Annotated in this window: 18 protein-coding genes; 10 read left to right on the forward strand and 8 right to left on the reverse strand. The window is 53.1% G+C overall.

Annotated features, from left to right (window positions below):
• Positions 1 to 200 precede the first annotated feature (200 nt).
• The 5 genes from ACMHLI_RS06355 (at position 201) to dsrB (ending at position 3,870) form a co-directional block, all read left to right on the forward strand.
• The gene (locus tag ACMHLI_RS06355; protein ID WP_413528709.1) at positions 201 to 1,259 is read left to right on the forward strand and encodes an NAD(P)-dependent alcohol dehydrogenase; all 1,059 of its coding nucleotides are present in this window, start codon (positions 201 to 203) and stop codon (positions 1,257 to 1,259) included.
• A gap of 166 nt (positions 1,260 to 1,425) precedes the next feature.
• On the forward strand, positions 1,426 to 1,770 hold the full coding sequence (locus ACMHLI_RS06360; RefSeq protein WP_112165041.1) for a hypothetical protein: 345 nt from the start codon (positions 1,426 to 1,428) through the stop codon (positions 1,768 to 1,770).
• Positions 1,771 to 1,951: 181 nt separating this feature from the next.
• Positions 1,952 to 2,827, forward strand: coding sequence for an ion transporter (locus tag ACMHLI_RS06365; RefSeq protein ID WP_413528710.1), 876 nt, complete (start codon positions 1,952 to 1,954; stop codon positions 2,825 to 2,827).
• Between the two features lie 298 nt (positions 2,828 to 3,125).
• Positions 3,126 to 3,335, forward strand: a complete 210-nt coding sequence (cspE, locus tag ACMHLI_RS06370; protein WP_013575246.1) for a transcription antiterminator/RNA stability regulator CspE — start codon at positions 3,126 to 3,128, stop codon at positions 3,333 to 3,335.
• Between the two features lie 337 nt (positions 3,336 to 3,672).
• Positions 3,673 to 3,870, forward strand: coding sequence for a protein DsrB (gene dsrB / locus ACMHLI_RS06375; protein ID WP_112165037.1), 198 nt, complete (start codon positions 3,673 to 3,675; stop codon positions 3,868 to 3,870).
• Positions 3,871 to 3,964: 94 nt separating this feature from the next.
• Here dsrB and ACMHLI_RS06380 read toward each other — a convergent pair whose 3' ends face one another.
• The 5 genes from ACMHLI_RS06380 to ACMHLI_RS06400 form a co-directional block, all read right to left on the reverse strand.
• Entirely contained in the window at positions 3,965 to 5,662 is a 1,698-nt protein-coding gene (locus ACMHLI_RS06380; protein ID WP_413528711.1) for a methyl-accepting chemotaxis protein, read from the reverse strand.
• A 239-nt stretch (positions 5,663 to 5,901) separates the two neighbouring features.
• On the reverse strand, positions 5,902 to 6,516 hold the full coding sequence (gene rcsA / locus ACMHLI_RS06385; protein WP_413528712.1) for a transcriptional regulator RcsA: 615 nt from the start codon (positions 6,514 to 6,516) through the stop codon (positions 5,902 to 5,904).
• Positions 6,517 to 6,905: 389 nt separating this feature from the next.
• Complete coding sequence (locus ACMHLI_RS06390; protein ID WP_413528713.1) at positions 6,906 to 8,096, reverse strand: glycoside hydrolase family 88 protein; 1,191 nt, start codon at positions 8,094 to 8,096, stop codon at positions 6,906 to 6,908.
• A gap of 39 nt (positions 8,097 to 8,135) precedes the next feature.
• Positions 8,136 to 9,422: an oligosaccharide MFS transporter gene (locus ACMHLI_RS06395; protein WP_413528714.1), complete on the reverse strand. Its 1,287-nt coding sequence runs from the start codon at positions 9,420 to 9,422 to the stop codon at positions 8,136 to 8,138.
• Positions 9,423 to 9,463: 41 nt separating this feature from the next.
• A complete protein-coding gene (locus ACMHLI_RS06400; RefSeq protein WP_413528715.1) occupies positions 9,464 to 11,302 on the reverse strand; it encodes a DUF2264 domain-containing protein in 1,839 nt (612 codons plus the stop codon).
• Between the two features lie 252 nt (positions 11,303 to 11,554).
• On the opposite strand from ACMHLI_RS06400, the gene ACMHLI_RS06405 reads away from it, so the two are divergent.
• Complete coding sequence (locus ACMHLI_RS06405; protein WP_413528716.1) at positions 11,555 to 12,406, forward strand: helix-turn-helix domain-containing protein; 852 nt, start codon at positions 11,555 to 11,557, stop codon at positions 12,404 to 12,406.
• A gap of 5 nt (positions 12,407 to 12,411) precedes the next feature.
• On the opposite strand, the gene ACMHLI_RS06410 is transcribed toward ACMHLI_RS06405, so the two are convergent.
• The gene (locus ACMHLI_RS06410) at positions 12,412 to 13,800 is read right to left on the reverse strand and encodes a CoA transferase (RefSeq protein ID WP_413528717.1); all 1,389 of its coding nucleotides are present in this window, start codon (positions 13,798 to 13,800) and stop codon (positions 12,412 to 12,414) included.
• 416 nt (positions 13,801 to 14,216) lie between these two features.
• On the opposite strand from ACMHLI_RS06410, the gene ACMHLI_RS06415 reads away from it, so the two are divergent.
• A complete protein-coding gene (locus ACMHLI_RS06415; protein WP_413528718.1) occupies positions 14,217 to 15,872 on the forward strand; it encodes a glucan biosynthesis protein D in 1,656 nt (551 codons plus the stop codon).
• A 118-nt stretch (positions 15,873 to 15,990) separates the two neighbouring features.
• Here the strand turns inward: ACMHLI_RS06415 and ACMHLI_RS06420 are convergent, their stop codons facing one another.
• Entirely contained in the window at positions 15,991 to 16,173 is a 183-nt protein-coding gene (locus ACMHLI_RS06420) for a hypothetical protein (protein ID WP_413528719.1), read from the reverse strand.
• Between the two features lie 391 nt (positions 16,174 to 16,564).
• On the opposite strand from ACMHLI_RS06420, the gene ACMHLI_RS06425 reads away from it, so the two are divergent.
• Positions 16,565 to 17,662 carry a glycerol dehydrogenase gene (locus ACMHLI_RS06425; RefSeq protein WP_413528720.1) on the forward strand — a complete coding sequence of 366 codons (1,098 nt, stop codon included), beginning with the start codon at positions 16,565 to 16,567 and terminating at the stop codon, positions 17,660 to 17,662.
• Positions 17,663 to 17,804: 142 nt separating this feature from the next.
• On the opposite strand, the gene ACMHLI_RS06430 is transcribed toward ACMHLI_RS06425, so the two are convergent.
• Positions 17,805 to 19,091, reverse strand: a complete 1,287-nt coding sequence (locus ACMHLI_RS06430) for a DUF445 domain-containing protein (RefSeq protein WP_413528721.1) — start codon at positions 19,089 to 19,091, stop codon at positions 17,805 to 17,807.
• A 150-nt stretch (positions 19,092 to 19,241) separates the two neighbouring features.
• Here ACMHLI_RS06430 and ACMHLI_RS06435 point away from each other — a divergent pair, with 150 nt between their 5' ends.
• The gene (locus tag ACMHLI_RS06435) at positions 19,242 to 20,900 is read left to right on the forward strand and encodes a multidrug ABC transporter permease/ATP-binding protein (RefSeq protein WP_413528722.1); all 1,659 of its coding nucleotides are present in this window, start codon (positions 19,242 to 19,244) and stop codon (positions 20,898 to 20,900) included.
• Between the two features lie 30 nt (positions 20,901 to 20,930).
• A complete protein-coding gene (locus ACMHLI_RS06440) occupies positions 20,931 to 21,749 on the forward strand; it encodes a hypothetical protein (protein WP_413528723.1) in 819 nt (272 codons plus the stop codon).
• Positions 21,750 to 21,766 lie beyond the last annotated feature (17 nt).

A 21,766-nucleotide genomic window follows, 5' to 3' on the forward strand; every position in this document is an offset into this window, starting at 1 on the left:
CTTCTCAAAATGGCGCTGCCAGTCGGCGGCGCCACCGTCTGGCTATCGGAATGTCCTGATTTAAAACTCCTGAAAAAAACAGATTCAGGCAAGTAATGGCGAGGATCGTTATATTTGTTCTTCGCCTGAACGCGTCATACTTCTGCGGTGCCTGCCTTTTGCAGTGCGCAAGTATTCCGTCAGCCCTTCAGGAGAAACAAATGACTCTTAACGTTCGTGGTTTCGCTGCACTTTCAGCGGATGCGCCTCTTGCGCCTCATAATTTTGTTCGCCGTGACCCGCGTGATACCGACGTTGTGATCGACATTCTGTACTGCGGCGTGTGCCACTCAGATATCCACCAGGCGCGCAACGAATGGCACCAAAGTATCTATCCGATGGTGCCGGGACACGAAATTATCGGCCGCGTGAAGCAGGTCGGTGCAAAAGTCAGCAACTTTAAAGTCGGCGAGTTTGTCGGTGTCGGTTGTATGGTCGATTCTTGTCAGCACTGTGAGTCCTGCGCGGAAAGCCTGGAACAGTACTGTGAAGAAGGCGCAACCATGACCTATAACAGCTACGATCGTCATGACAACATGATGACCTACGGCGGTTATTCCGAACAAATCGTGGTAGCAGAAAAATTCGTTCTGCACGTTTCCGAAAAACTGGACATCAAATCCGCCGCACCGCTGCTGTGTGCCGGTATCACCACCTTCTCCCCGCTGAAGCATTGGAAAGTCGGTAAAGGCCATAAAGTGGCAGTTGTCGGTCTGGGCGGTCTCGGGCACATGGGTCTGAAATTCGCTAAAGCGCTGGGTGCAGACGTGACATTGTTCACGCGCTCTAAGGGCAAAGAGCAGGAAGCTTACCGTCTTGGCGCTGACCACGTTGTGTTGTCTACCGATGAAGAGCAAATGGCGGCCGTGAAAAGCCACTTCGACTTCATTCTCGACACCGTGCCAAACGCACATGACCTGAACCCGTATCTGGATACCCTGAAACGCGATGGTACCCACATTCTGGTTGGTCTGATCGAGCCAATCGAGCCTGCGCTGCACAGTGGCAAACTGGTCATGGGCCGCAAAACCGTTGCCGGCTCCCTGATTGGCGGTATCGCTGAAACTCAGGAAATGCTGGATTTTTGTGCTGAACATGGCATCACCAGTGACGTGGAAATGATCGACATGCAGGATATCAACGGCGCTTACGAACGTATGCTGAAAAGCGACGTGAAATACCGCTTTGTTGTTGACATGGCTTCACTGAAAAACGCTTAACCCCCTGATTTTGGTTAATTAGCGACCTGATGCGCCTGCCAGCCCGCGAAGCAATCCTCACCGGCAGGCGCATTGTGGCGAAATTTGAGCATAACTTCTTTCTGTGGCTTCTCGGCTTGTAACGGCAGTGGTATCCTGCTGCCTTTCGCATGGCGAAGGAAAACCAGTGGCTAAGAGTTTTGATGAACTCATCAGAGATATGGATCTGATGATTGAACATGTGGACAGCCTGAAAAGCCTGCCTCCGCGGGCTGCAGAGCCAAGTTCGAGGGCGGCTGAGAAACCTGCATACGACTCCTTTGGCGAGATTTTTGCGCTGAAGGCCGTGATGCGCGCCTTTATCTCGTCCGTCGATACCATCGTAAAAGTACAGATTGCGAAGAAAGTTGAGCAGGACATCGGTCATCTGGAAAACACCGTGCGATCTATTGGCGGGGGAAGTGCCAATGCTGAAGACGTCGCGCAAATCACTGCTTATGTGCGCAACGCCGTTTCTGAATTAATGGACTAACGGCACGGGTCACCGCCTCAGCGAACGAAAAATGTCTGCAATGTTCTGCAAATACAGGCCAATAAACGCCGATCACCTTGAGTGACCGGCGTTTTTTTTGGTGGAAAGGGTGAGGGCAGGCGATAGGCGCGCGGACGAAAAGCGTTTATTCTTCGCTTATTCTTCATTGCTGGCGTTTGTTATGGCTCAGGACTATCGCTTTTTCGCGGCAACCCGCCGCCGATGTTTTGCTCTTTTGTTTGAACACCGCACCCGCAGCGGCCGCCGGATGGAAGCATTCTGGATCGCCGCGTCATTACTGAGCGTGGTGGTATTGTTTTTCGAATCCAGCGCGAGCGATCTCTTTCCCAATACGCCGGACATTCTCTGGCGCTTCGGTTTGCTCGAGCTTGGTTTCACGGCGCTGTTTAGCGTGGAGTATGTGCTGCGCGTGCTGTGTTCGCCGCGCAAAACCCACTATCCGGTGAGCTTCTTCGGCATTATCGATCTCTGTACTGTTTTACCGATGTACATCATATGGATGATGCCGTCATTGGCCGGAGCTACCGATCTGGTGGTTCTGGTGCGGTTGCTGAGGGTTCTGCGCGTCCTGCGCGTCCTGAAACTCCTGCGCTATATGAACGATGCCGGCATCCTCTGGCGCAGCATGATGCGCGCGCGGCGCAAGCTGGGCATCTTCTTCGGTTTTGTGGCGATCATTCTTTGCCTGTTCGGCGGTCTGATGTTTGCGGTGGAAGAGGGCAAGGATGGCTTTACGTCGCTGGGCGCGTCGGTGTACTGGGCGGTGGTCACGCTGACCACGGTGGGTTACGGCGATATCACCCCGCATACGGCGACGGGCAGAATGCTGGCTTCTGTCCTCATTCTGTTAGGTTATTCCATCATTGCTGTACCGACCGGAATTCTGACGGCTTATATGTCACAGGAGTTGGAAAAGGGGCGTGCGGCCCGTTCTTGTCAGAATTGTCTGCATTCCGGGCACGAATCTGATGCAAAATTTTGCGCGCATTGTGGTGAAGCTCTTCAAGCAGAAAGATCTCAACCTGTTGATAAATAGACCTATAATTGCTCAATGATTGTACTGACTGGTTCATAAAAAGACTATTTTTCGGCTTTCCCTCGACATTGCGTTAAAAAGAGTTGCTATTAAATGGCAGTCATGAGTAAATACGTCTCGGCCTGTGGTACAGACCTATTTATGCACGACATCCTGAGTAAAGTTGTTCCAATTTAAAGCGTTATCCATGATAACCCTGCTCTGACGAATTTCCTTCTTAGTGCCTCCATAAGTAACGACTGAAATCCGGCTATAACATGCCCATGGTGGCGAAATTTATTTTTAAAAGGTAATTCTTATGTCAATGATGAAAGGTCAGGTTAAGTGGTTTAACGAGTCTAAAGGCTTTGGCTTCATCACTCCTGCTGACGGCAGCAAAGATGTGTTCGTACACTTCTCCGCTATCCAGGATCAAGGTTTCAAGACCCTGGCTGAAGGCCAGAACGTACAGTTCACTATCGAGAACGGTGCTAAAGGTCCGTCTGCGGCTAACGTTACCGCTATCTAATTTTGCTTCCTCACTGTTTCAGTGACAAAGCAAGATGACAAAAACCCGCTCATGCGGGTTTTTTTACGTCTGTCGTTTGGGCAACGGGCAAAAAAATGCCCGCAACGTGGCGGGCAAAAATATTTCTTATGACATTCATTTCGTACTCCCTCGGGGGTGAGCACGTTAGAAGTATAAAAGAAATAACCGTCAGGATTCTGGCGCTAAATGGTTAAGAAATTGAAAATGAGTTTCCCTGCGTTATCTTCGGGTTTTTTACCCGCTTTCACCTCCCACCGTGCCTTTCTCCGGCAGTCTGTACTACAATAAAGACAATTGAAAACCATGGGATAACCTGATGAAAGTTAATGATCTTGTCACAGTAAAAACAGACGGCGGGCCGCGTCGCGAAGGTAAAGTACTCGCCGTAGAAGAGTTTTACGAAGGTGTGATGTATCTGGTCGCGCTGGAAGATTATCCGGCAGGTATCTGGTTCTTCAATGAGGGCGATACCAAAGACGGTACCTTCGTCGTACCGCGAGACAGCGAAGCCTGAACCACACCGTTTGCGTCACTTCCATAAAAAAACACCGGAGCCATTGCTGCCGGTGTTTTTTTTGACGTTCAGTAAAGCACAGCGCCGTTAAAAATCAGAAGGTTTCCCAGTTCGCCTCTGCGCTGACCCCTTTGCCTGAACGCAGTGTCGTTCCCTGCAGGGCACGTGCGGTGGAAGTGTGATGCACTGACGGACGCTGTGCAGCATCAATCTTAAACACCGCCACCGCCTGCGTCAGGCGCGCAGCCTGTTCTTCCAGTGATGCCGCAGCGGCAGAGGCTTCCTGCACCAGCGAGGCGTTCTGCTGCGTGACGCCATCCATTTCTGACACCGCCAGGCTAACCTGACTGATCCCCCGGCTTTGCTCATCGGATGCCGAGGCGATTTCGCCCATGATGTCGGTGACGTGGCTGACTGCCGTCACAATTTCAGACATTGTAATGCCCGCATCGCCAACCAGAATGCTGCCTTCGCCAACAAAATCCACCGATTCTTCGATCAGTGATTCGATCTCTTTCGCAGCCTGGGCGCTGCGTTGTGCCAGATTACGTACTTCGCTGGCGACCACCGCAAAACCGCGACCTTGCTCACCGGCGCGCGCCGCTTCTACCGCAGCATTCAGCGCCAGAATGTTGGTCTGGAAGGCAATGCTGTTGATCACGTTGGTGATTTCGGCAATTTTGGTTGAGCTGCGGGAAATATTTTCCATGGTGCTGACCACGTTGGCGACAATTTCTCCGCCTTTCTGTGCTTTATTCGATGCCGCTGCGGCCAGTTTACTGGCGTGATGTGCGTTCTCTGAGTTCTGTTTCACGGTAGCGGTGAGTTGCTCCATGCTGGCGGCGGTTTCTTCCAGCGCGGCAGCCTGTTGCTCGGTGCGGGAGGAAAGGTCGGTGTTGCCGGAGGCTATTTCGGTCGACCCCTGATAAATAGACACCGCGCCTTCGCGCACGGTCAGCACGGTGCTGGCCAGCGAATGCTGCATGTGATCGACGTTGCTGCTCAGCACGCCTATTTCATTGCGTCCGTTGTTCTGCGCGGGTTGTGTCAAATCGCCTTCGGCTATCTTCTGGATACGTACCACCAGACGGTTCAGCGGATTGATGATCACTTTACGCATCACCAGATAGGTGATGAAAGTCAGCACCAGTGCCATAAGGAAAGCCCCACCCATCAGGGCATAACCCAACGTGGCATTACGCTGTGCTTTATCATTGATTTTATTGGCAGTTTCAGTGCGGTAAGCAATCGCTGCTAACAGCGGAATATTGTTGGCCAGATCCAGTTCGCGTACGGTTTCTGCTTCCTGAGAAATCACTTCCTCAAAATGTGCCTGCTGCGCAGATTCCATCATCGGCACCATGCCTGAGGTCATATAGGCCTGGTAGGATTTTTTCAGCGGTTCATCGAGCGCCAAATCGGTGGCATTTTTGCCCGGACGATTGATGTAAGTATCAAATGCCGCCTGCGATTGTTTAAGACGGCTGGCGGCGTCGGTCAGGTTCTTTTTGAAGACGTCCTGGTCGCCGACGCGCGCAGCCGCAGCCGCCTGAATCAATAGCAAACGTGCCGTGCGCAGGTGGTTGGAACTGTTCGACAGCGCCAGACGGATTTGCAGCTCCTGCGTGGCATTGGATAATGCCGCATTACTTTGTTTGAGGAAGAAGCTGGAGGTGCCGATGGAAACGGCAAACAGAAACAGGATCCCCACCAAAATCTGGCTGATCAGAGTGATGAGGCGAATATTGCTGATAAAAGAGGTTCTGGTATTTAAATTTAAAGGAGTATCCATTTTTTTCCGCTCTGTTAATCCTGTTCACCGGCGGTAGAGAGTCGGTGAGTGACAGCGATATAGGGTCTGCCTGCGGGCAAGTCCTGTCGTGACGAAAACACGCCATATAAGGACATCGGCAAATCAGCGCGGAGATTGAGTTTATATTTGCGACGCGGATCTCATTTCGTAACTTTGTGTAGCCTTCTACAGGCTATGCAAATGCACAGCCTGTGGGAATAGCAGCAAAAGGGCGAAGACTATCTGACATAAATTCCGTCGGTAAGTTGATCACATAAACGAACGACATGATAAATAATATGTTTATTCGGTGATTTGATTTTCCGCTTTATATTTCCTTTATATGACGACACCGTTTTGGTTTTTATCTGCAACTTATCCGAGATTTCAATGGTGCCATCGCCCGACATCCACATTCTCAGCATCGCCGATTCAGACCGGCTAAGCATCACGGGGCGAATATCCAGTACGCCGCTGCTGGCGGGGTTCTGCGCCTGCGGTAGTCGCGGATGATTCAGCAGTTGTTTGAGGGTTTCAGCCTTAATGGATTTCGAGGTGATAATCACGTTCTTGCGAACGAAAACGTATTCTTCAAAATGAATACGTGTGCTGGACATAAATATAAAAAAAAGCGTGTCGGAATATTCAGTAATCAGCGCTCGCAGGCGAGATTTACTGTCCGCATGGGGTTGCATGCAATCTTCATTAATGAACACCACTGACGGATTCAGCTTACTGCAACTTTGATGTAACTGATCAAAGTGGCTGACGTAACTGATGTCCTGGTCGTGGGCGAGAAATTGCTGCAATCCAATGCGGGTAAAACGGCAGGGATCCAAGATTATCGTTTGCATAGTGAGTCCTCACAGGACGTCCTTGTTCGGCATAATGATTGGATTCGAACGTAAAAAATCTTAAAAGCACACAGTATGTGCTGGCACTCTTTTTCTCATGAAAAAACCGCCGTTTCAAAGTTTTTTTTAGCGTTTAAAGACAGTTAGCGAATTAGATTAATTTGGTTTATGTCAGGATTTACTTTGTGACTGAACAAAGATGCGGGGTAATTAAGACTAATCCTAAAGGATGTAAGGACATAGCAGGAATACTTATGAGCAGCGGTGTAATTATAACGTCTGGGAATACTTAGCAATCATATGAAGAGCCGCAAAATGCTTCAAAACAATTCACGCATTGTAAACGGCAAGTTAACAGGACGCGATGCTGGGCACCGCGTCCACAAAACTTACCAGTACGACTGCCAGCACTGCGTCAGGCGTACCAGGGCTTCGACGTAAAAATAGTCGCCCCAGCTGCAGCATTCGTCCACGCCTTTACCACTCGCCATGTGATAGACCGAATGCTTAAGCAATCCGTCACAATCTTCTTCATCACGGGCGAGATAATTGTCGGTCAGTGAATCCATGATGCGCAGCGCCATTTCTTCATAACAGGCACGCTTATCATCGGTGGCGGGCAGGGTAGTGGCCAGATCCAGCAGTCCGCAGACAGCAATCGCCGCGGCCGAACTGTCGCGCACGGCATCGGTGCCGAGCAGGGCTAAATCCCAGTGGCACACGTCGTCTTCGGGTAAACGATTGAGGAAGTAATGTGCCAGCCGCCGCGAGAGCTCGACCTGACTGTCATCGCCAGTGTAGCGATAGCTGAGCAGGAATCCGTAAATTCCCCACGCCTGTCCGCGCGACCAGCAGGAGTCATCTGCGTAACCCTGATGCGTATTGCCGAAACGCGGTTCGCCGGTCACTGTATCCATGTAATACGTGTGGTACGTCGAGGCGTCCGGGCGAACGATATATTTCGCTGCCTGTTCAGCATGTGCGCGTGCGGCCTCGGCGAAGCGTGGTTCGCCGGTCTGCTCACTCGCCCAGTACAGCAGCGGGAGGTTCATATTGCAGTCAATGATCATTCGCCCGGCCTGTTCCGGATCCTGCAAATCGCCCCATGCCTGAATGATTTTAGCTTTGCTGTTGAAGCGTTCCATCAGGGCTTCAGCGGCCAGCAGCGCGAAGCCGCGTGCCTGACGGTTACCGGTCAGTTTATACGCACTGACGCAGGATAAACTGTAAAGGAAGCCCAGATCGTGCGTTGCGGTATCAATGCGGTTAGCGATCCGATTACCAAATGACGTCACCTGTTTTTCCGCTGCCTGACGATAGCGATCGTCGCCAGTCATCTCCCACGCCAGCCAAAGCTGACCGGTCCAGAAGCTGGTGGTCCACTCGACGTTGTCGGTCAATTTATAGTGGCCGTTTTCGCAGGTTTCTGCCGGGAACTTGTCACCAAATTTTTCCAGATTGCGTGAAATTTTGCTCAGTACTGTCTGGCGCGCCCGCTGCATTTTTTCTGCAAAGGCGATCCTGTCTAACTGATTCAGTTCGACCGGTAATAAATTTTCTTTCGCGATGTTCATCGTCATACTTTCTCCCTTTTTCTTTTCATTCAGAAATTCGATGCTTCAGTGTTTGGCTGGCGTCAGTTCGGTCAGATCATCCGGTGATTTTACCGGGGCCGGGGTACCGTCGCGGCGGCTCTGGCATGCGGATAACGTAAAGGCTGATACCAGCGTGAAGAACAACGCGATGCCGCCCATAATCAGATAGGTGTGTTCAAACCCGATGCGCTGATACAGGTAACCGGCAGGCGGAGCTATTACAATCGAACCGACATAAATCATCGCCTGATAGCCCAGCAGATACATGGTGGCATTGACGCGTTTGCTGAAATGCTCGGCGATATATTTGAAGACCGAAATCAGCAGCAGTGAGATCTCCAGCCCGTAAAAAGGTTTGATGATGGAGATAAGCAGCGGGTCGTTAGTCAGCCCTGAAGCAATCAGGCGAATGCCCACCAACGCGCCGACCATCAGCAGGCCTTTTTTGGCGCCAAAATAGTTCACCAGGAACGGGATCGCCATCATCATCAGGAATTCAAAACCAGACTGCACGGTGCTCAGATAGCCGTACCACGCATTGCCTTGTTCTTTGGTCTCAAAGAAGGTGACGAAGTAGCGCGAGAATTGCTGTTCGGCCACAAACATCATCCAGGCAACGCCGGCAACGTACAGCGAGAACATCCAGAATTTGCGGTTTTTTAGCAGCAGGATCACATCACTGAACACGATTTTCTGTTGTGCGATCACATCGTTATTTTTCAGCTCTTCACTGCCTATTTTCAGCGAGACAAGCACGCCCAGCATGACCAGCGACGTTGCGCTGCTCAGGCCGAAGTTCCACGCGGGAGAGAGGTTAAACAGCACGCCGGAGAATGACGCGGCCAGCGCCCAGCCGAGCGATCCCCACATACGGACCTGCCCGAATTCCATGTGATACAGACGGCTGAAGCGATCGGCGTAGGACTCCGACGCGGCGACACCCGCGTACCAGCCGAGGCTGAGATACAATGCGCCGACGATAATGCCGACCGTCAGATGGCTTTCAAGCAGCGGCTGATAAACAAAGATAAAGAACGGCGCCATCAGCGCGGATACAAGCACGACAAAATAGAGCAGGGATTTGCTCATACCGATCTTGTCCATAATGTAGCCGTAGACCGGCTTCATGATCACCGCGAAAACGCCGTTGATGGCAAAGACGGTACCGATGCTGATGCTGTCCAGCCCGGCCTTTTGCCCGAGCCACAGGGCGTAGAGCCCGAAGCTGGAGGACCATGTGAAGAAATACAGGAATATAAAACTACTCATTTTATAGTAAGCCGATTTACTGGCTGTTTTTATGGCTTTCATAGTGACTCCTGAAACGACCTGCCGTTATTTACTGAAGAATGTCAGACCAGAGAAACCAGCCCGCTCTGCCCCTGATATTGCCAGTGCAACCGATCGCCCTCGCGGGTGATTTCCGGCACGGCAAGCGTGCTGATGTCCTGACTTGCCGAGGCGCATACCGCGCTGACCAGCCAGTGCGAACCCGCAGGGTAAGACGCTTTGAGCAGCGGAATGACGGCCGTTTCAGCAAACATCATGCTGCTGTTTGGTGGCGTCACGACCGTGGCGGCCTCGCGCGTAGTCCTGTCATCTGCGCTGACTATCCGGCTGATGCCGTTGTGCGCGGTCACTGTAATCGCCTGCTGATCCGCAGAAATTTCAGTTTTCGTTGTGTGATCCTGGATCACCGCAAAGCCACCTTCGGCGGTATCGAGAGGACGCTGGTTTTCCAGATGGTGAATACGCAGATGCCAGTCGCCGCACGGAACCAGCCAGGTGCGCACTGAAACGTCATGCCACGGCAGCCAGCGGGAATAAATCATTGATGCATCAATGCGTGTTTCCTCACAACCACGACGCCCGCGGAAATACCCGTCACCTTCGGACAGCATCAGCATCGAGTCGCACCCGGCGTGATTCAGTCCGTAACGGCCGCGATCGATCGTGAAACCGAACTGGCTGGAATAGGCAAATTTGGTGTATTTGGCTTCGGTGTTGACGAAGTTATTCAGCTCCAGCTGCCCGGAGGTAAGCATCACCACGTGCTGACTTTCGTCGTCGCGCATCAGGATCTGATTCGCGTGAGGAATGCAGTGCGTACGCGGAAGTTCTGGCAGCGGCGATTCCTCCGCCTGCCAGAAAGCATTCTCCTGAGGCAGCGCGAGGATCAGGAACAGTTTGCACGCCCAGTAAGGTGAGCCAGGCGCGTTATAGTCTTCAGCCATCACCAGATTCGGCGTGTGATAGCCAATGCTGAGCACACCGTCACGGTCGAAAATCGGCTGTTTCAGCCAGTGGCGCAGATGACGCAGGATGAGCCCTTTGATGACGCCCGGCGTAAATACCTCGAGCTGGTTGTAAGCCGCCGCACTCCAGAAAGCCGCTTCGGCAAAGCGATAGGTCAGGCTGCGGCCAAACGGCACTGCCGCACCGCCTGCAGAGAACAGGGTGATGAAGTCATGGGCAAACAACTGAGCACGCCCGCGCAGCAGTTCTGCGCGTGGCGCATCCACATCCGCCATATTTTGTGCGTACAGCAAGCCGTAATAGTGGAAGGCCATCGAAATGTAGTAATCGCGCGGACGACCCGGACCGTCAGAGTACCAGCCATCGCCCAGATAATAGGTTTCCATCAGCTCGAAACGGGCGGCGACAGCCTCGCTGTCCCACGGCAAACCAGACTTTTTAAAGCCCATCTGCACCATAATCGGGAAGAAGTTCCAGTTGTTATTAGGGATCACTGCATCGCGCCCCTGATTCAGCCATTGCGCCAGATTTTGCTGTTCCTGCGGCGTAAAATGCTGCAACAAACGCTTATCCAGTAGCGCCAGCCCGACGCCAAATGCGGCCATTTCGACGCAGCGCTGATCATAATCGCGGATCTTTCCCCAATACTGCGGATGTTTGGGATCAGTACCGTAACGGATAGCATCGAGATAGAACGGCAGGTCGGCGCATTCACCGCCGCCGGCCAGCAGCGGGAAAATTCCCCACAACATGCGCGACAGCGCTTCCATTTTGGCAATCTCTTTGCCGTAGTGAGTGGTGGAATTACCAAGATCGATGCCGCTTTCACCTTTTTTGGTATAAGGCGACACCGCCGAGAGCAGGTCATTCAACAGATGTTGTACGTCATCGCGGGTACGCAGCGGATTATCGGTATTCACTTTATTTTGCGTCATAAAAACTCTCCCGGTGAGTAGGTAAGGGACCGGTGATTAAGGTTTTTTATTATTTGAAATATTATTTCAATTCTCTGTGTCGCGATTGAAATATAGAGAAATGGAAAATGCTGATTGTTACGGGGCTCACAGAATCATGCGAATTTTTAAATTGCCATGACGGATTTGGCGGCAAAACGGCTTAAATTATAAAAAGCAGACCGAAAATTGTGTTTTGTTGTCATCCGCAATATCGATGAAAGGAATGAACGAATGCCGGTATCAGATTATCTGGAACGTATTGCCCTTAATGAACGTCAGGTTTCTTTTAACCGCATGAGCCGTGGCAGCGCGAATTATTTCCACTGGCATCAGTGTCTGGAATTGCTGTTTGTCAGCCGGGGCTATGGCATCGTGATCGTCGATAATCAGCAATACACGCTGAGGCCGGGCAGGCTGTTTGTCTTTCCGCCGTTTAAGTTGCATAAAGTATTTGTCGAAGCGGGCGGCAACAATGCCTACGAGCGTACCACTATTCATCTCGACCATCAGTTACTCGACGGCTGCCTGCAATCTTTCCCGCAGCGCCGCGCCCGTTTCGCGCGGTTATGGGATGCGGATCGTACCGCGCATATTTTTGACCTCTGTGAATTCGCTCCGCACATTGAAATCATCCTCGAGCAGTTCAATCAGCTTTCCGAGCAGCAGACGCATCAGTGGGAAGAGATCGCCATGCTGGTATTACAGCTGATGGCGTTTATGCCTGCGCAGGAGGACACGCCGAAAACCATCAGCCGTACCACGGCGTCAAAAGTGATGCAGTGGATCGAAGAAAATTACCAGCAGAAGTTTGCGATGGTCAATCTTTCGGCGGCGGTGGGGCTGTCAGAAAGTTACATTTCGCGGGTGTTCAGCCAGGAAACCGGAGGATCGATTCAGGATTATCTCGCCACCCGTCGGGTGAAACGTGCCTGCGAACTGCTGCGAACAACCGACCAGTCGGTCGAAAGCATCGGCCTGCAATGCGGATTCGCCGACGCGCCGTACTTCATCACCCGTTTCAAAAAGATGATAGGAAAAACGCCGCTGCAATATCGCAAAGCGGCGTTTTCGTTGTTGCAGTGAGATAACTACACTTTCTGCCAGCTGGCCGGGGAAGAGCCGAGCGGAGACGCTGGCAGACTCCAGCGCCATAAGGTTCCGGTGAGCGAAACAGGGGAAAGCAACCGCCAGCCTGCGCCCCAGACGGTGTGCTCAGGTTGCGGCGAAAAGTCATCTGCACGTGCTGCGTCAATCAGCGGTTGCTGCGCAGCATCATCCACATCGAACGCCGTCAGTTCACGTGCTGTCCGCGCCAGCGATAACCGCGTTTCACTGCCCTGATGCGTTTCAACGCGCTGCGCCAGACCCTGAATCACCGCCGCCGCCATCAGGTATCCTGTAATGTGGTCCAGTGCCTGAACCGGCAGTGGCACCGGTTTATCTCTGCCCGATTCCCGCATACCGTGAGCCGCAATTCCGCAGCTCATTTGCACCAGACTGTCGAACCCGCGACGTTCGCGCCACGGGCCGTTCCAGCCGTACGCATTCAGACAAACATCCACCAGACCAGGCGACAGCGTACGCCGCTGCTCGCTGCCGTAGCCGAGTTTGTGCAGCGCCCCGGCGCGGTAACCGTGAACAATCACGTCGGCCTCACCCAGCAACGCTTCAAAGCGATGTCTGTCCTGCGGATTATGCAGATTCAGCCGTGCGCAGTGTTTACCCAGCGTGACGTCCGCCTCCTGACCCGGTTCGTCCCAACCAAAGGGATCGATGCGCAGCACATCCGCGCCCAGCCCGGCCAGAAAACGTGTGGCGACCGGACCGGCGATAATTCGTGTGAGATCCAGAATGCGAACGCCCGCCAGCGGCCGCTCGCGATCTAATGCCCACTTTGGCGAAGCGGCGGGCAGGGAAAGTGAACGCTGAAACAACGGCTCAATTCCCACAGATTTTCCTTGTACATGCTGTTGCCATTCCTCTGTGCTAAACATCTGCGCCGCACAACCTCCGGCCTGTACCACAGCCTGTTCCAGCTCCGCTTTCTTCCACTTCGCCACCCGCGGCTCCAGCTCCTCGCGGTTGTTCGCTTTACCCAGCACCGTTTTCACCACTTTGCGATGCGCTGGCGCGTTGGTGTGCAAACGGATCCATCCGTCGGCGGTGGCGTAGTCCCCCGCCAGACTGTCCCACGCAGGAGGAAGCGCCCAGCCATCAGGTTTCAGGCTGCTCTTACACCACAACGACGCCAGCCGCCGGTCAACGGTTACGGCATCTGTGCTGCCGTCGCGAAGGGACAGTAAATGCGATAACGCCTGTGCCGCCACCGCGACCGAAGCAGAGACCAGTGGCGTCACCGGATAGTAAGACGGCAGACTTCCATCGCCGGTGACAGCCAGTGCGGCGGGCAGGGACTGCACACCGGTCAGCTGTGCGTAAAGTTCGCGGGTCTTTTCCCGGATGATCTCACTGGACATGCTGGAACTCCTGAGTGCGGGGCAACTGTTTTGAGAGATTTGCATTTACAAATTTATAACATTTTGAGCAGTGTGCGCCAAATAAGGGAGTGAGTAGTTAAGAATTAAGCGGTATATCCCGGTGCCCACCACAGAATGCTCCTAAAACACCCGCTCTCTCCGCACCAAAACAGCGCACATGAGATGCTTTAAACCAGCGTTTCTGAAAATACGCTCAGCCCCTGACGCACGGGGGTTGAGCGCTGTGTGATGTGCTTACTTTTACAAGCAAAATATTAGCTGAATGCATTCAATTTCTTATACTCGGCGTGTGAATTTTACGTTAGCCTTAGGGTCGAAATTTTTGAACACCGCGGGGGCGGCGCCCTGAGGCGATGTCCCCAGATTTTTTGCCCAGTACAGGAAACGATTCTGGCATGAAACGAAGAGCATTTATTCAAGCATCAATGGCATTTGCCGCCTGGTGCGGTGTGCCGGCTATGTCCACACTGTTCACCCGTTCCGCTGAGGCGGCAGAGGCGAATGTGGCTGACGGTGGCGAACTGCCGTTTGATTTCAACGCCCTGCAAAAAATGGCGAAGGACTTAGCAGACAAACCTTACGGCGGTGCGCCGCTTCCTTTACCTAAAACGCTGGCCGAGCTGACGCCGCAGGCGTACAACGCCATTCAGTACGATCACGCCCATTCGCTGTGGAACGGTCTTCAGGACCGGCAGCTGGACGTCGAGCTGTTCCACGTGGGTATGGGTTTCAAACGCCGTGTGCGCATGTATTCTGTCGATCCGGTGAAGCATCTGTCGCGCGAAATCCACTTTCGCCCTGAACTTTTCAACTATCACGATGCGGGCGTAGATACCCAACAGCTTGAAGGTTTTTCCAACCTCGGCTTTGCCGGTTTTAAGGTGAACAAAGCGCCTGAACTGACGCGTCGCGACGTAGTGTCTTTCCTGGGGGCCAGTTATTTCCGTGCGGTGGACGATACTTATCAGTACGGTCTTTCGGCGCGCGGCGTGGCGGTGGATACCTTTACCGATCAGCCAGAAGAGTTCCCGGATTTCACTGCATTCTGGTTCGATACGCCGAAACCGGGCGACACCACCTTCACCGTGTATGCACTGCTGGATGGCCCGAGTATCACCGGTGCCTATAAATTCGTGATCCACTGTGAACCGACCCGCGTGGTGATGGAAATTGAAAACCATCTTCATGCTCGTGAAGACATCAAACAGTTGGGTATCTCGCCGATGACCAGCATGTTCAGCTGCGGCACCAGCGAGCGCGGTCGCTGTGACACCATTCATCCGCAAATCCATGACTCTGACCGCCTGCAAATGTGGACCGGCAACGGTGAATGGATCTGTCGTCCGCTAAATAACCCGAAGCGTCTGCAATTTAACGCCTTCGCCGATAACAGCCCGAAAGGGTTCGGTCTGCTGCAACTCGATCACGAGTTCAACAATTATCAGGACGTGATTGGCTGGTACAACAAGCGGCCAAGCCTGTGGGTTGAGCCTGTGGGGGACTGGGGGAAGGGCGCTGTTAACCTGATGGAAATCCCGACCACTGGCGAAACGCTCGATAACGTCGTGTGCTTCTGGCAACCGGAAACACCGGTCAAAGCCGGAGCCGAGTTCAGTTTCAGCTATAAACTGTTCTGGAGTGGTACGCCGCCGCACCGCAGCCCGCTGGCGAACGTACTGGCAACCCGAACCGGGATGGGCGGATTCCCCGAAGGCTGGGCACCGGGTGAAAACTATCCGGCGGTCTGGGCGCGTCGTTTTGCCATAGATTTTGTGGGCGGTGAGCTGAAAGCCTTTGCCGACAAAGGTATTGAGCCGGTGATCAACGTTTCGCACGGTAAAATTCAGAATATCGAAATCTTATACGTGCAGCCGTTTGACGGTTATCGGATCCTGTTCGACTGGTATCCGGACAGCGATTCTGTCGCGCCCGTTGAGCTGCGCATGTTCCTGCGCTCCGGCCAGACCGCGCTGTCTGAAACCTGGCTATATCAGTACTTCCCGCCAGCGCCGGAAAACAGAAAGTATATTGATGACCGACAAATGCGCTAAGGCGTATTGAGTTCGACAAAAACAAAAAAGCCCCGATTCGCTCGGGGCTTTTTTGCTTTCTACCTTCTTGTCTTTGGGTAAAACAAGAGCACTGCACTGACTAAGGCGAAGACGGCAATCAGAACGCCTTAACCAGCATGCCTGTTTGCGGTTGTTGCTGAGGATTTCTCAGCGCCGCGTCGAAAGACTTTTCGACTTCTTTCAGTTGTTGCAAGAATTCGTGTGGCGAGAAATCGTGTGGTTTGCTGCTCATATAGGCCAGGGCCAGTTCTTTGGCGTTGTAACGCTGAAAGTTATACATGCTGTTCCTCATTCATTTCAGAAGTTAATAAAGGTGTGGCTAACAGCAAGCTGGCTGACTTGAAACGACTTACCCTTGCTTACGACGTGCTGCCAATGAAGTGCATTCTACGGGAAAGATTGATAAGTGAAAGTGGGTGGTGTTTATGCATTTGATAGTTAAAACCTAACAAAGCATGTCATATTGGTTGCAAATTCGAATAGTCCTTTTTGGTGATTAATTCATCAGTTGGCTATTCTGCGCAGCGGCATAAATCATCCTGATAACAGATAAATTTTCTTTGCGAGTCATGCTGTTAATGTGAATTAAAAGGGTGGGCGCGGCGCGCGGGCTGCGGTACTCTCGGAAAAGTCATTCACATCAACATTGTCTACGAAAAGAGGTTTTTATCATGAGTAAATTTATCTTTTCTTCGCCAGGAAAATACGTTCAGGGAAGTGGTGTGCTGGATGAGTTGGGAGAATATCTGCCAGCGCTTGGCGGCAAATCTTTCCTGATTGCTGATGACGTGGTCTGGGGCATTATCGGCGAGCGCGTCAAGGCGTCACTGAAAAAAGAGCAGGTCGAATTCCATTACGAGCGTTTTAACGGTGAAGCCTCTGCCAGCGAAATTACCCGCCTTGCAGGCATTGCGCGTGATGCCGGTACGCAGGTGGTGGTCGGTCTCGGGGGCGGTAAAACCCTTGATACCGTAAAAGCCATCGCCGATGAGCTCAAACAAAACGTGGTGATCGTCCCGACCGTCGCCTCCACCGATGCGCCATGCAGTGCGCTCTCGGTCATTTACACTGATGAAGGTGTATTCGACTCCTACCGTTTCTACAATAAAAACCCGGATCTGGTACTGGTCGATACCCACGTCTGCGCGCAGGCTCCGGTACGTCTGTTCGCTTCCGGTATCGCTGACGGCCTGGCGACCTTTGTCGAGGCGCAGGCGGTATTACGTTCCCATTCACACTCAATGGTGGGCGGTGACCCGACCATTGCCGGCATGGCGATTGCCGAAGCCTGTGAAAAAACGCTGCTGACTTATGGCTACAGCGCCTATACCGCCGTCGAGCAAAAGCTGGTCACGCCTGCGGTGGAAGCGGTCGTCGAGGCCAACACGCTGCTGTCGGGTCTGGGCTTTGAAAACGCCGGTCTGGCTGGCGCGCATGCGATCCACAACGGATTTACGGCGATTTCCGGTGATATTCATCACCTGACGCACGGCGAAAAAGTCGCTTATGGCACGCTGACGCAGATGGTGCTCGAACAGCGTCCGGATGACGAAATCGCGAAGTACGTGCGTTTCTACCGCGCGATCAAAATGCCGACCACGCTGAAAGAAATGCATCTGGAAAACGAATCTTTCGCCAATCTGGTGAAAGTGGGGGCGCTGGCTGGCGGGGATGGCGACACGCTTGGCAACCTCAATCACAACCTGTCACCGGAAGACGTCGCCAATGCGATTCTGGCCGTGGATGCGTTCAGTAAGTCTGTGAAGTAGATTTACGGGCTTTTAAAAACTCACTCCGAAAGTGAAGACAGGCAGAAGAGTAAAGCGTCCGCGCCATCAGGGATGATTTCACGGCGTCTTTACGGTCTGCCTGTTTTCACCGCAACGGACACGCTATGTGTGACTTCAATGTCTAAAATCTTGCCATCACCCATGGCAATACCACCGGCAGTTGCGAGAGCAGATACAGCACCAGCCCGATAAATGCACCGACCAGCGTGCCGTTAATGCGGATAAACTGTAAATCCTTGCCGATGTTCAGCTCAATCTGGCGTGACATATCGCGCGGATCCCAGCCTTTGACCGTATCACTGATGTGGCGGGTGAGGAATGCGGCGAAGTCCGGCGCGACTTTCCCGGCGATGGTTTCCATTTGCAGATTCAGCGATGATCGCAGTTTTTCATCCTGCGCCAGCGCGTTACCCAGCCACTGGCCGGACTCGGTGACTTTGGCCAATACCCGCGAATCCTCACTTTCTAAATCCTCTTTCAGCCAGTTGCGCATATCGCCCCACAGTTGCAGTACGTAGGCGTTCAGCTTCTCGTCATCTTTCAGATATTGTTTAATTTCTTCGGCTTTCTGCGCGGTCGCCGGATCGTTTTGCAGTTTCCAGATAAAGCTCTCAACCGAGCGATCAAACCCTTTGCGGAAGGCGTGGGTTTTATCGTTACCCATATCGTCGAGCACCGAATTCACCGCATTAGAGACCATATCCGCGCCGTTGCGCCCCAGCCAGCCGGTCGGCAGAAGTTTGGCCGTCAGCGGATGTTCGCGTTTCATCCAGCCTACGATCTGCGCAGAAATAAACGCCCGTGTACTGTCTTTGGCCAGCAGAATCTCCAGCTGATCCATTGCCTGATCCAGCAATTCCTGATGGCGGCCATTTTTGGTCAGGCTTTCCAGCAGCGTGGCAATGGAGGCCGAGAGGTCGATTTTGTCGATCACACGATATATCGCGCGGCGAATAAGCTGTGCGATGCGCTGGTCATCGGTAACATCCAGAAAGCCACGGATCATCTTCACCGCATATTTGGCGAAACGCTGCGCGTTGTCTGGCGCATTCAGCCACTCGGTGAGCATCTGTGCCGGGTCATGCTGGCGTATCAGGTTAATCAGGGTCGCGGGCGCGAGGAATTTATCCTGCACGAAGACCGCCAGATTGTCGGCGATTTTGTCTTTATTTCTGGGGATGATCGCCGTATGTGCTGAGACAAACGGTACCGGCACACGGCGAAACAGCGCCACAACGGCGAACCAGTCGGCCATGGCGCCGACCATTGCGGCTTCGGAAATGGCTTTCAGCCCGGAAACCCAGAAGTTCGGCGGCAAAAAGAGGGTGATGACAAACAGGGCCGCAGCAATCAGCAGCAGCCCCAGTGCGTTACGTTTACTTCGGCGAAGTTCTTGTTCTTTATCCATTGCCCCAGTGTAGGAAGCGAAAAGCGGGCTGTCAGCTTTTTTTCCGGATGTGGCAGTAAGTTGATAAAATGAGAATTATTCTTGATATGACACAAGGTCTCATTAAACTGCCTGCAATCCGTTTTCCGGCATTTATAATGAGAGCATTTCATGGAGTTGTTACGCGTCGTTTTTAAGCAGTATCGCTGGCCTTTTTTAGGCGTCATGTTGCTGAGCCTGCTCAGCGCCGTACTGGGCATTGGCCTGATCGCTTTTATCAATCTTAAACTGATTGAAACCACGAACGCTTCACTGATGGTCTTACCGGAGTTTCTTGGATTACTTTTGTTGCTGATGGCGGTGACGCTCGGCTCCCAGCTTGCCCTGACCATTCTCGGACATCACTTCATCTACCGCCTGCGCGGGCAGTTCATCAAACGTATTTTAGATACCGATATTGAGCGCATTGAGCAGATCGGCAATGCGCAACTGCTTGCCAGCCTCGGCAGCGATATCCGTAACATCACACTGGCATTTGTGCGTCTGCCGGAGCTGGTGCAGGGGATTATCCTGACCATCGGCTGTGCGGCGTATCTCGCGTGGCTGTCGCCGGAAATGCTGCTGGTGACAGTCGTCTGGCTGATCATCACCATTGTCGGCGGCTTCAAACTGGTCTCGCACGTTTACAGCCATCTGGCGAAAGTGCGCGACGCGGAAGACAAACTGCAAACCGATTACCAGAAGGTGATCGAAGGGCGCAAAGAGCTGGCGCTGAACCGCGAGCGCGCCCGCCACCTGTTTGATGATGTCTATCGTAAAGACGCCGAAGAGTATCGCCATCACATTATCCGCGCCGATACCTTCCACCTGAGTGCCGTAAACTGGTCGAATATCATGATGTTGGGCGCGATAGGCCTGGTATTCTTTATGGCCAATACGCTCGGCTGGTCGAATACCGACGTCGCTGCAACCTATTCCCTGACGCTGCTGTTCCTGCGTACGCCGATGTTGCAGGCGGTGGGCGCACTGCCGACGCTGCTCAGCGCTCAGGTGGCATTCGGTAAACTGAAAGCCCTGAAGCTGGCGGAATACGACGAAGCGTTTACGCCGCCGTTAGCGCCTGCGCGCTGGCAGTCGCTGGAGCTGCGCGATCTGGTCTTCAGCTATGAGGGCAAAGAAGAAAGCGCCGGTTTTGGCGTCGGCCCGCTCAATCTGACCATTACTCGTGGTGAATTGGTATTCCTGATAGGCGGCAACGGCAGTGGCAAATCGACCATGGCGATGCTGCTGACTGGCCTCTATCAGCCGCGTTCCGGGCAAATTCTGCTCGACGGCGTGCCGGTCACGGCGCAGAACGTCGAACAATATCGCCAGATTTTCTCAGCAGTGTTCACCGATTTCCACCTGTTCGGCCAGCTGATGGGCCCGCAGGGGCAGACGCCGGATCCGCTGCTGGTCGAAGACTGGTTGCAACGCCTGAAAATGAAAGAAAAACTCCAGTTCAGCGGCAGCGAAGTGACCAATCTGCAACTTTCCGCCGGGCAGCGTAAACGTGTCGCGCTGTTGCTGGCAGCGGCAGAAGGGCGTGATTTCCTGTTGCTCGATGAATGGGCCGCCGATCAGGATCCGCAGTTCCGCCGTACGTTCTACCGCGAACTGTTACCTCAGTTGCGCGATATGGGCAAAACCGTACTGGCAATCAGCCACGATGATCACTATTTTGAACACGCCGATCGTCTTCTGGAAATGCGACAGGGCAAACTTAAAGAGCTGCACGGGCAGGATCGCGCTGACGCCAGCCTTGATGCAGTCGCACAAATCGGCCTTTAAGCGCCGTTTTTTCGACATAAAGGAAAAGTCATGAACTGGAATGAAGTGATGGTGTGGGGCATCAGCGGTGTGGTATTGGGCTCGTTGATCAGCCTTTTACACAAAAAAGGAAAAATAGGTCGCCTGCCCGGTATTATCCTGTTTTTAGTGCTCATCATCGGCGGCAATATTCTGTGGGGTGCAGTGATCAAGCCGCGCGTTATGGGGGAAAGCGAAGAGCAGAAAATCGATCAGGCGCTCGCTGAACTGCCGCTGTACGGCACCATCAAAGCGCAGGAACCCGCGCTGTATACGCAGATCCGCAGCCACATTCTGACCATGAAAAAAGACGGCAAACCGCAGCAGGAAGCCATTGATACGGTGAAACCGATGGTGTCCGAACTGCTGTCGAAACGCATTGCTCATGCGCCGGATGCCGCTGTGAATGCGGCCATGCAGGTCAATCTTGAAGAGATGCAAACCCTGCTGGCGCGCAAAGACGGCACCTGCTTCAAGTTTCTTTATCCGCAGGTCAGCGGCGGGGTGAACACGGCAGAAGTGCTGCCGCCGGCGTTATTCCGTAAAGATCTCAGCACCATGAATGATTTACTGCTGGCGACCGGCCCGGATCAGAAAGAGTTCCCTGCCGCCGTCAGTACCGAAAAAGTCATCCTGATGATGGCGCCGGTGCGTCAGGCGCTCGGAAACATGTACGGCGACCAGTTGCAGATGTTCAGCGACCTGACTAAGCCGGATGTTGATCGTGAGAAAGTGTGCGAGATTTCCATCAGCCTCTATTCCGGTATTCTGGCGTTACAGCCTGCCGATTCTGCCGCGATCTTAAGACAAATGTTGGGTAAACCGAACTGATCCGCACGGACAGTGCG

It is taken from the genome of Rahnella inusitata, assembly GCF_965118895.1.
Lineage (GTDB): Bacteria > Pseudomonadota > Gammaproteobacteria > Enterobacterales > Enterobacteriaceae > Rahnella > Rahnella inusitata_A.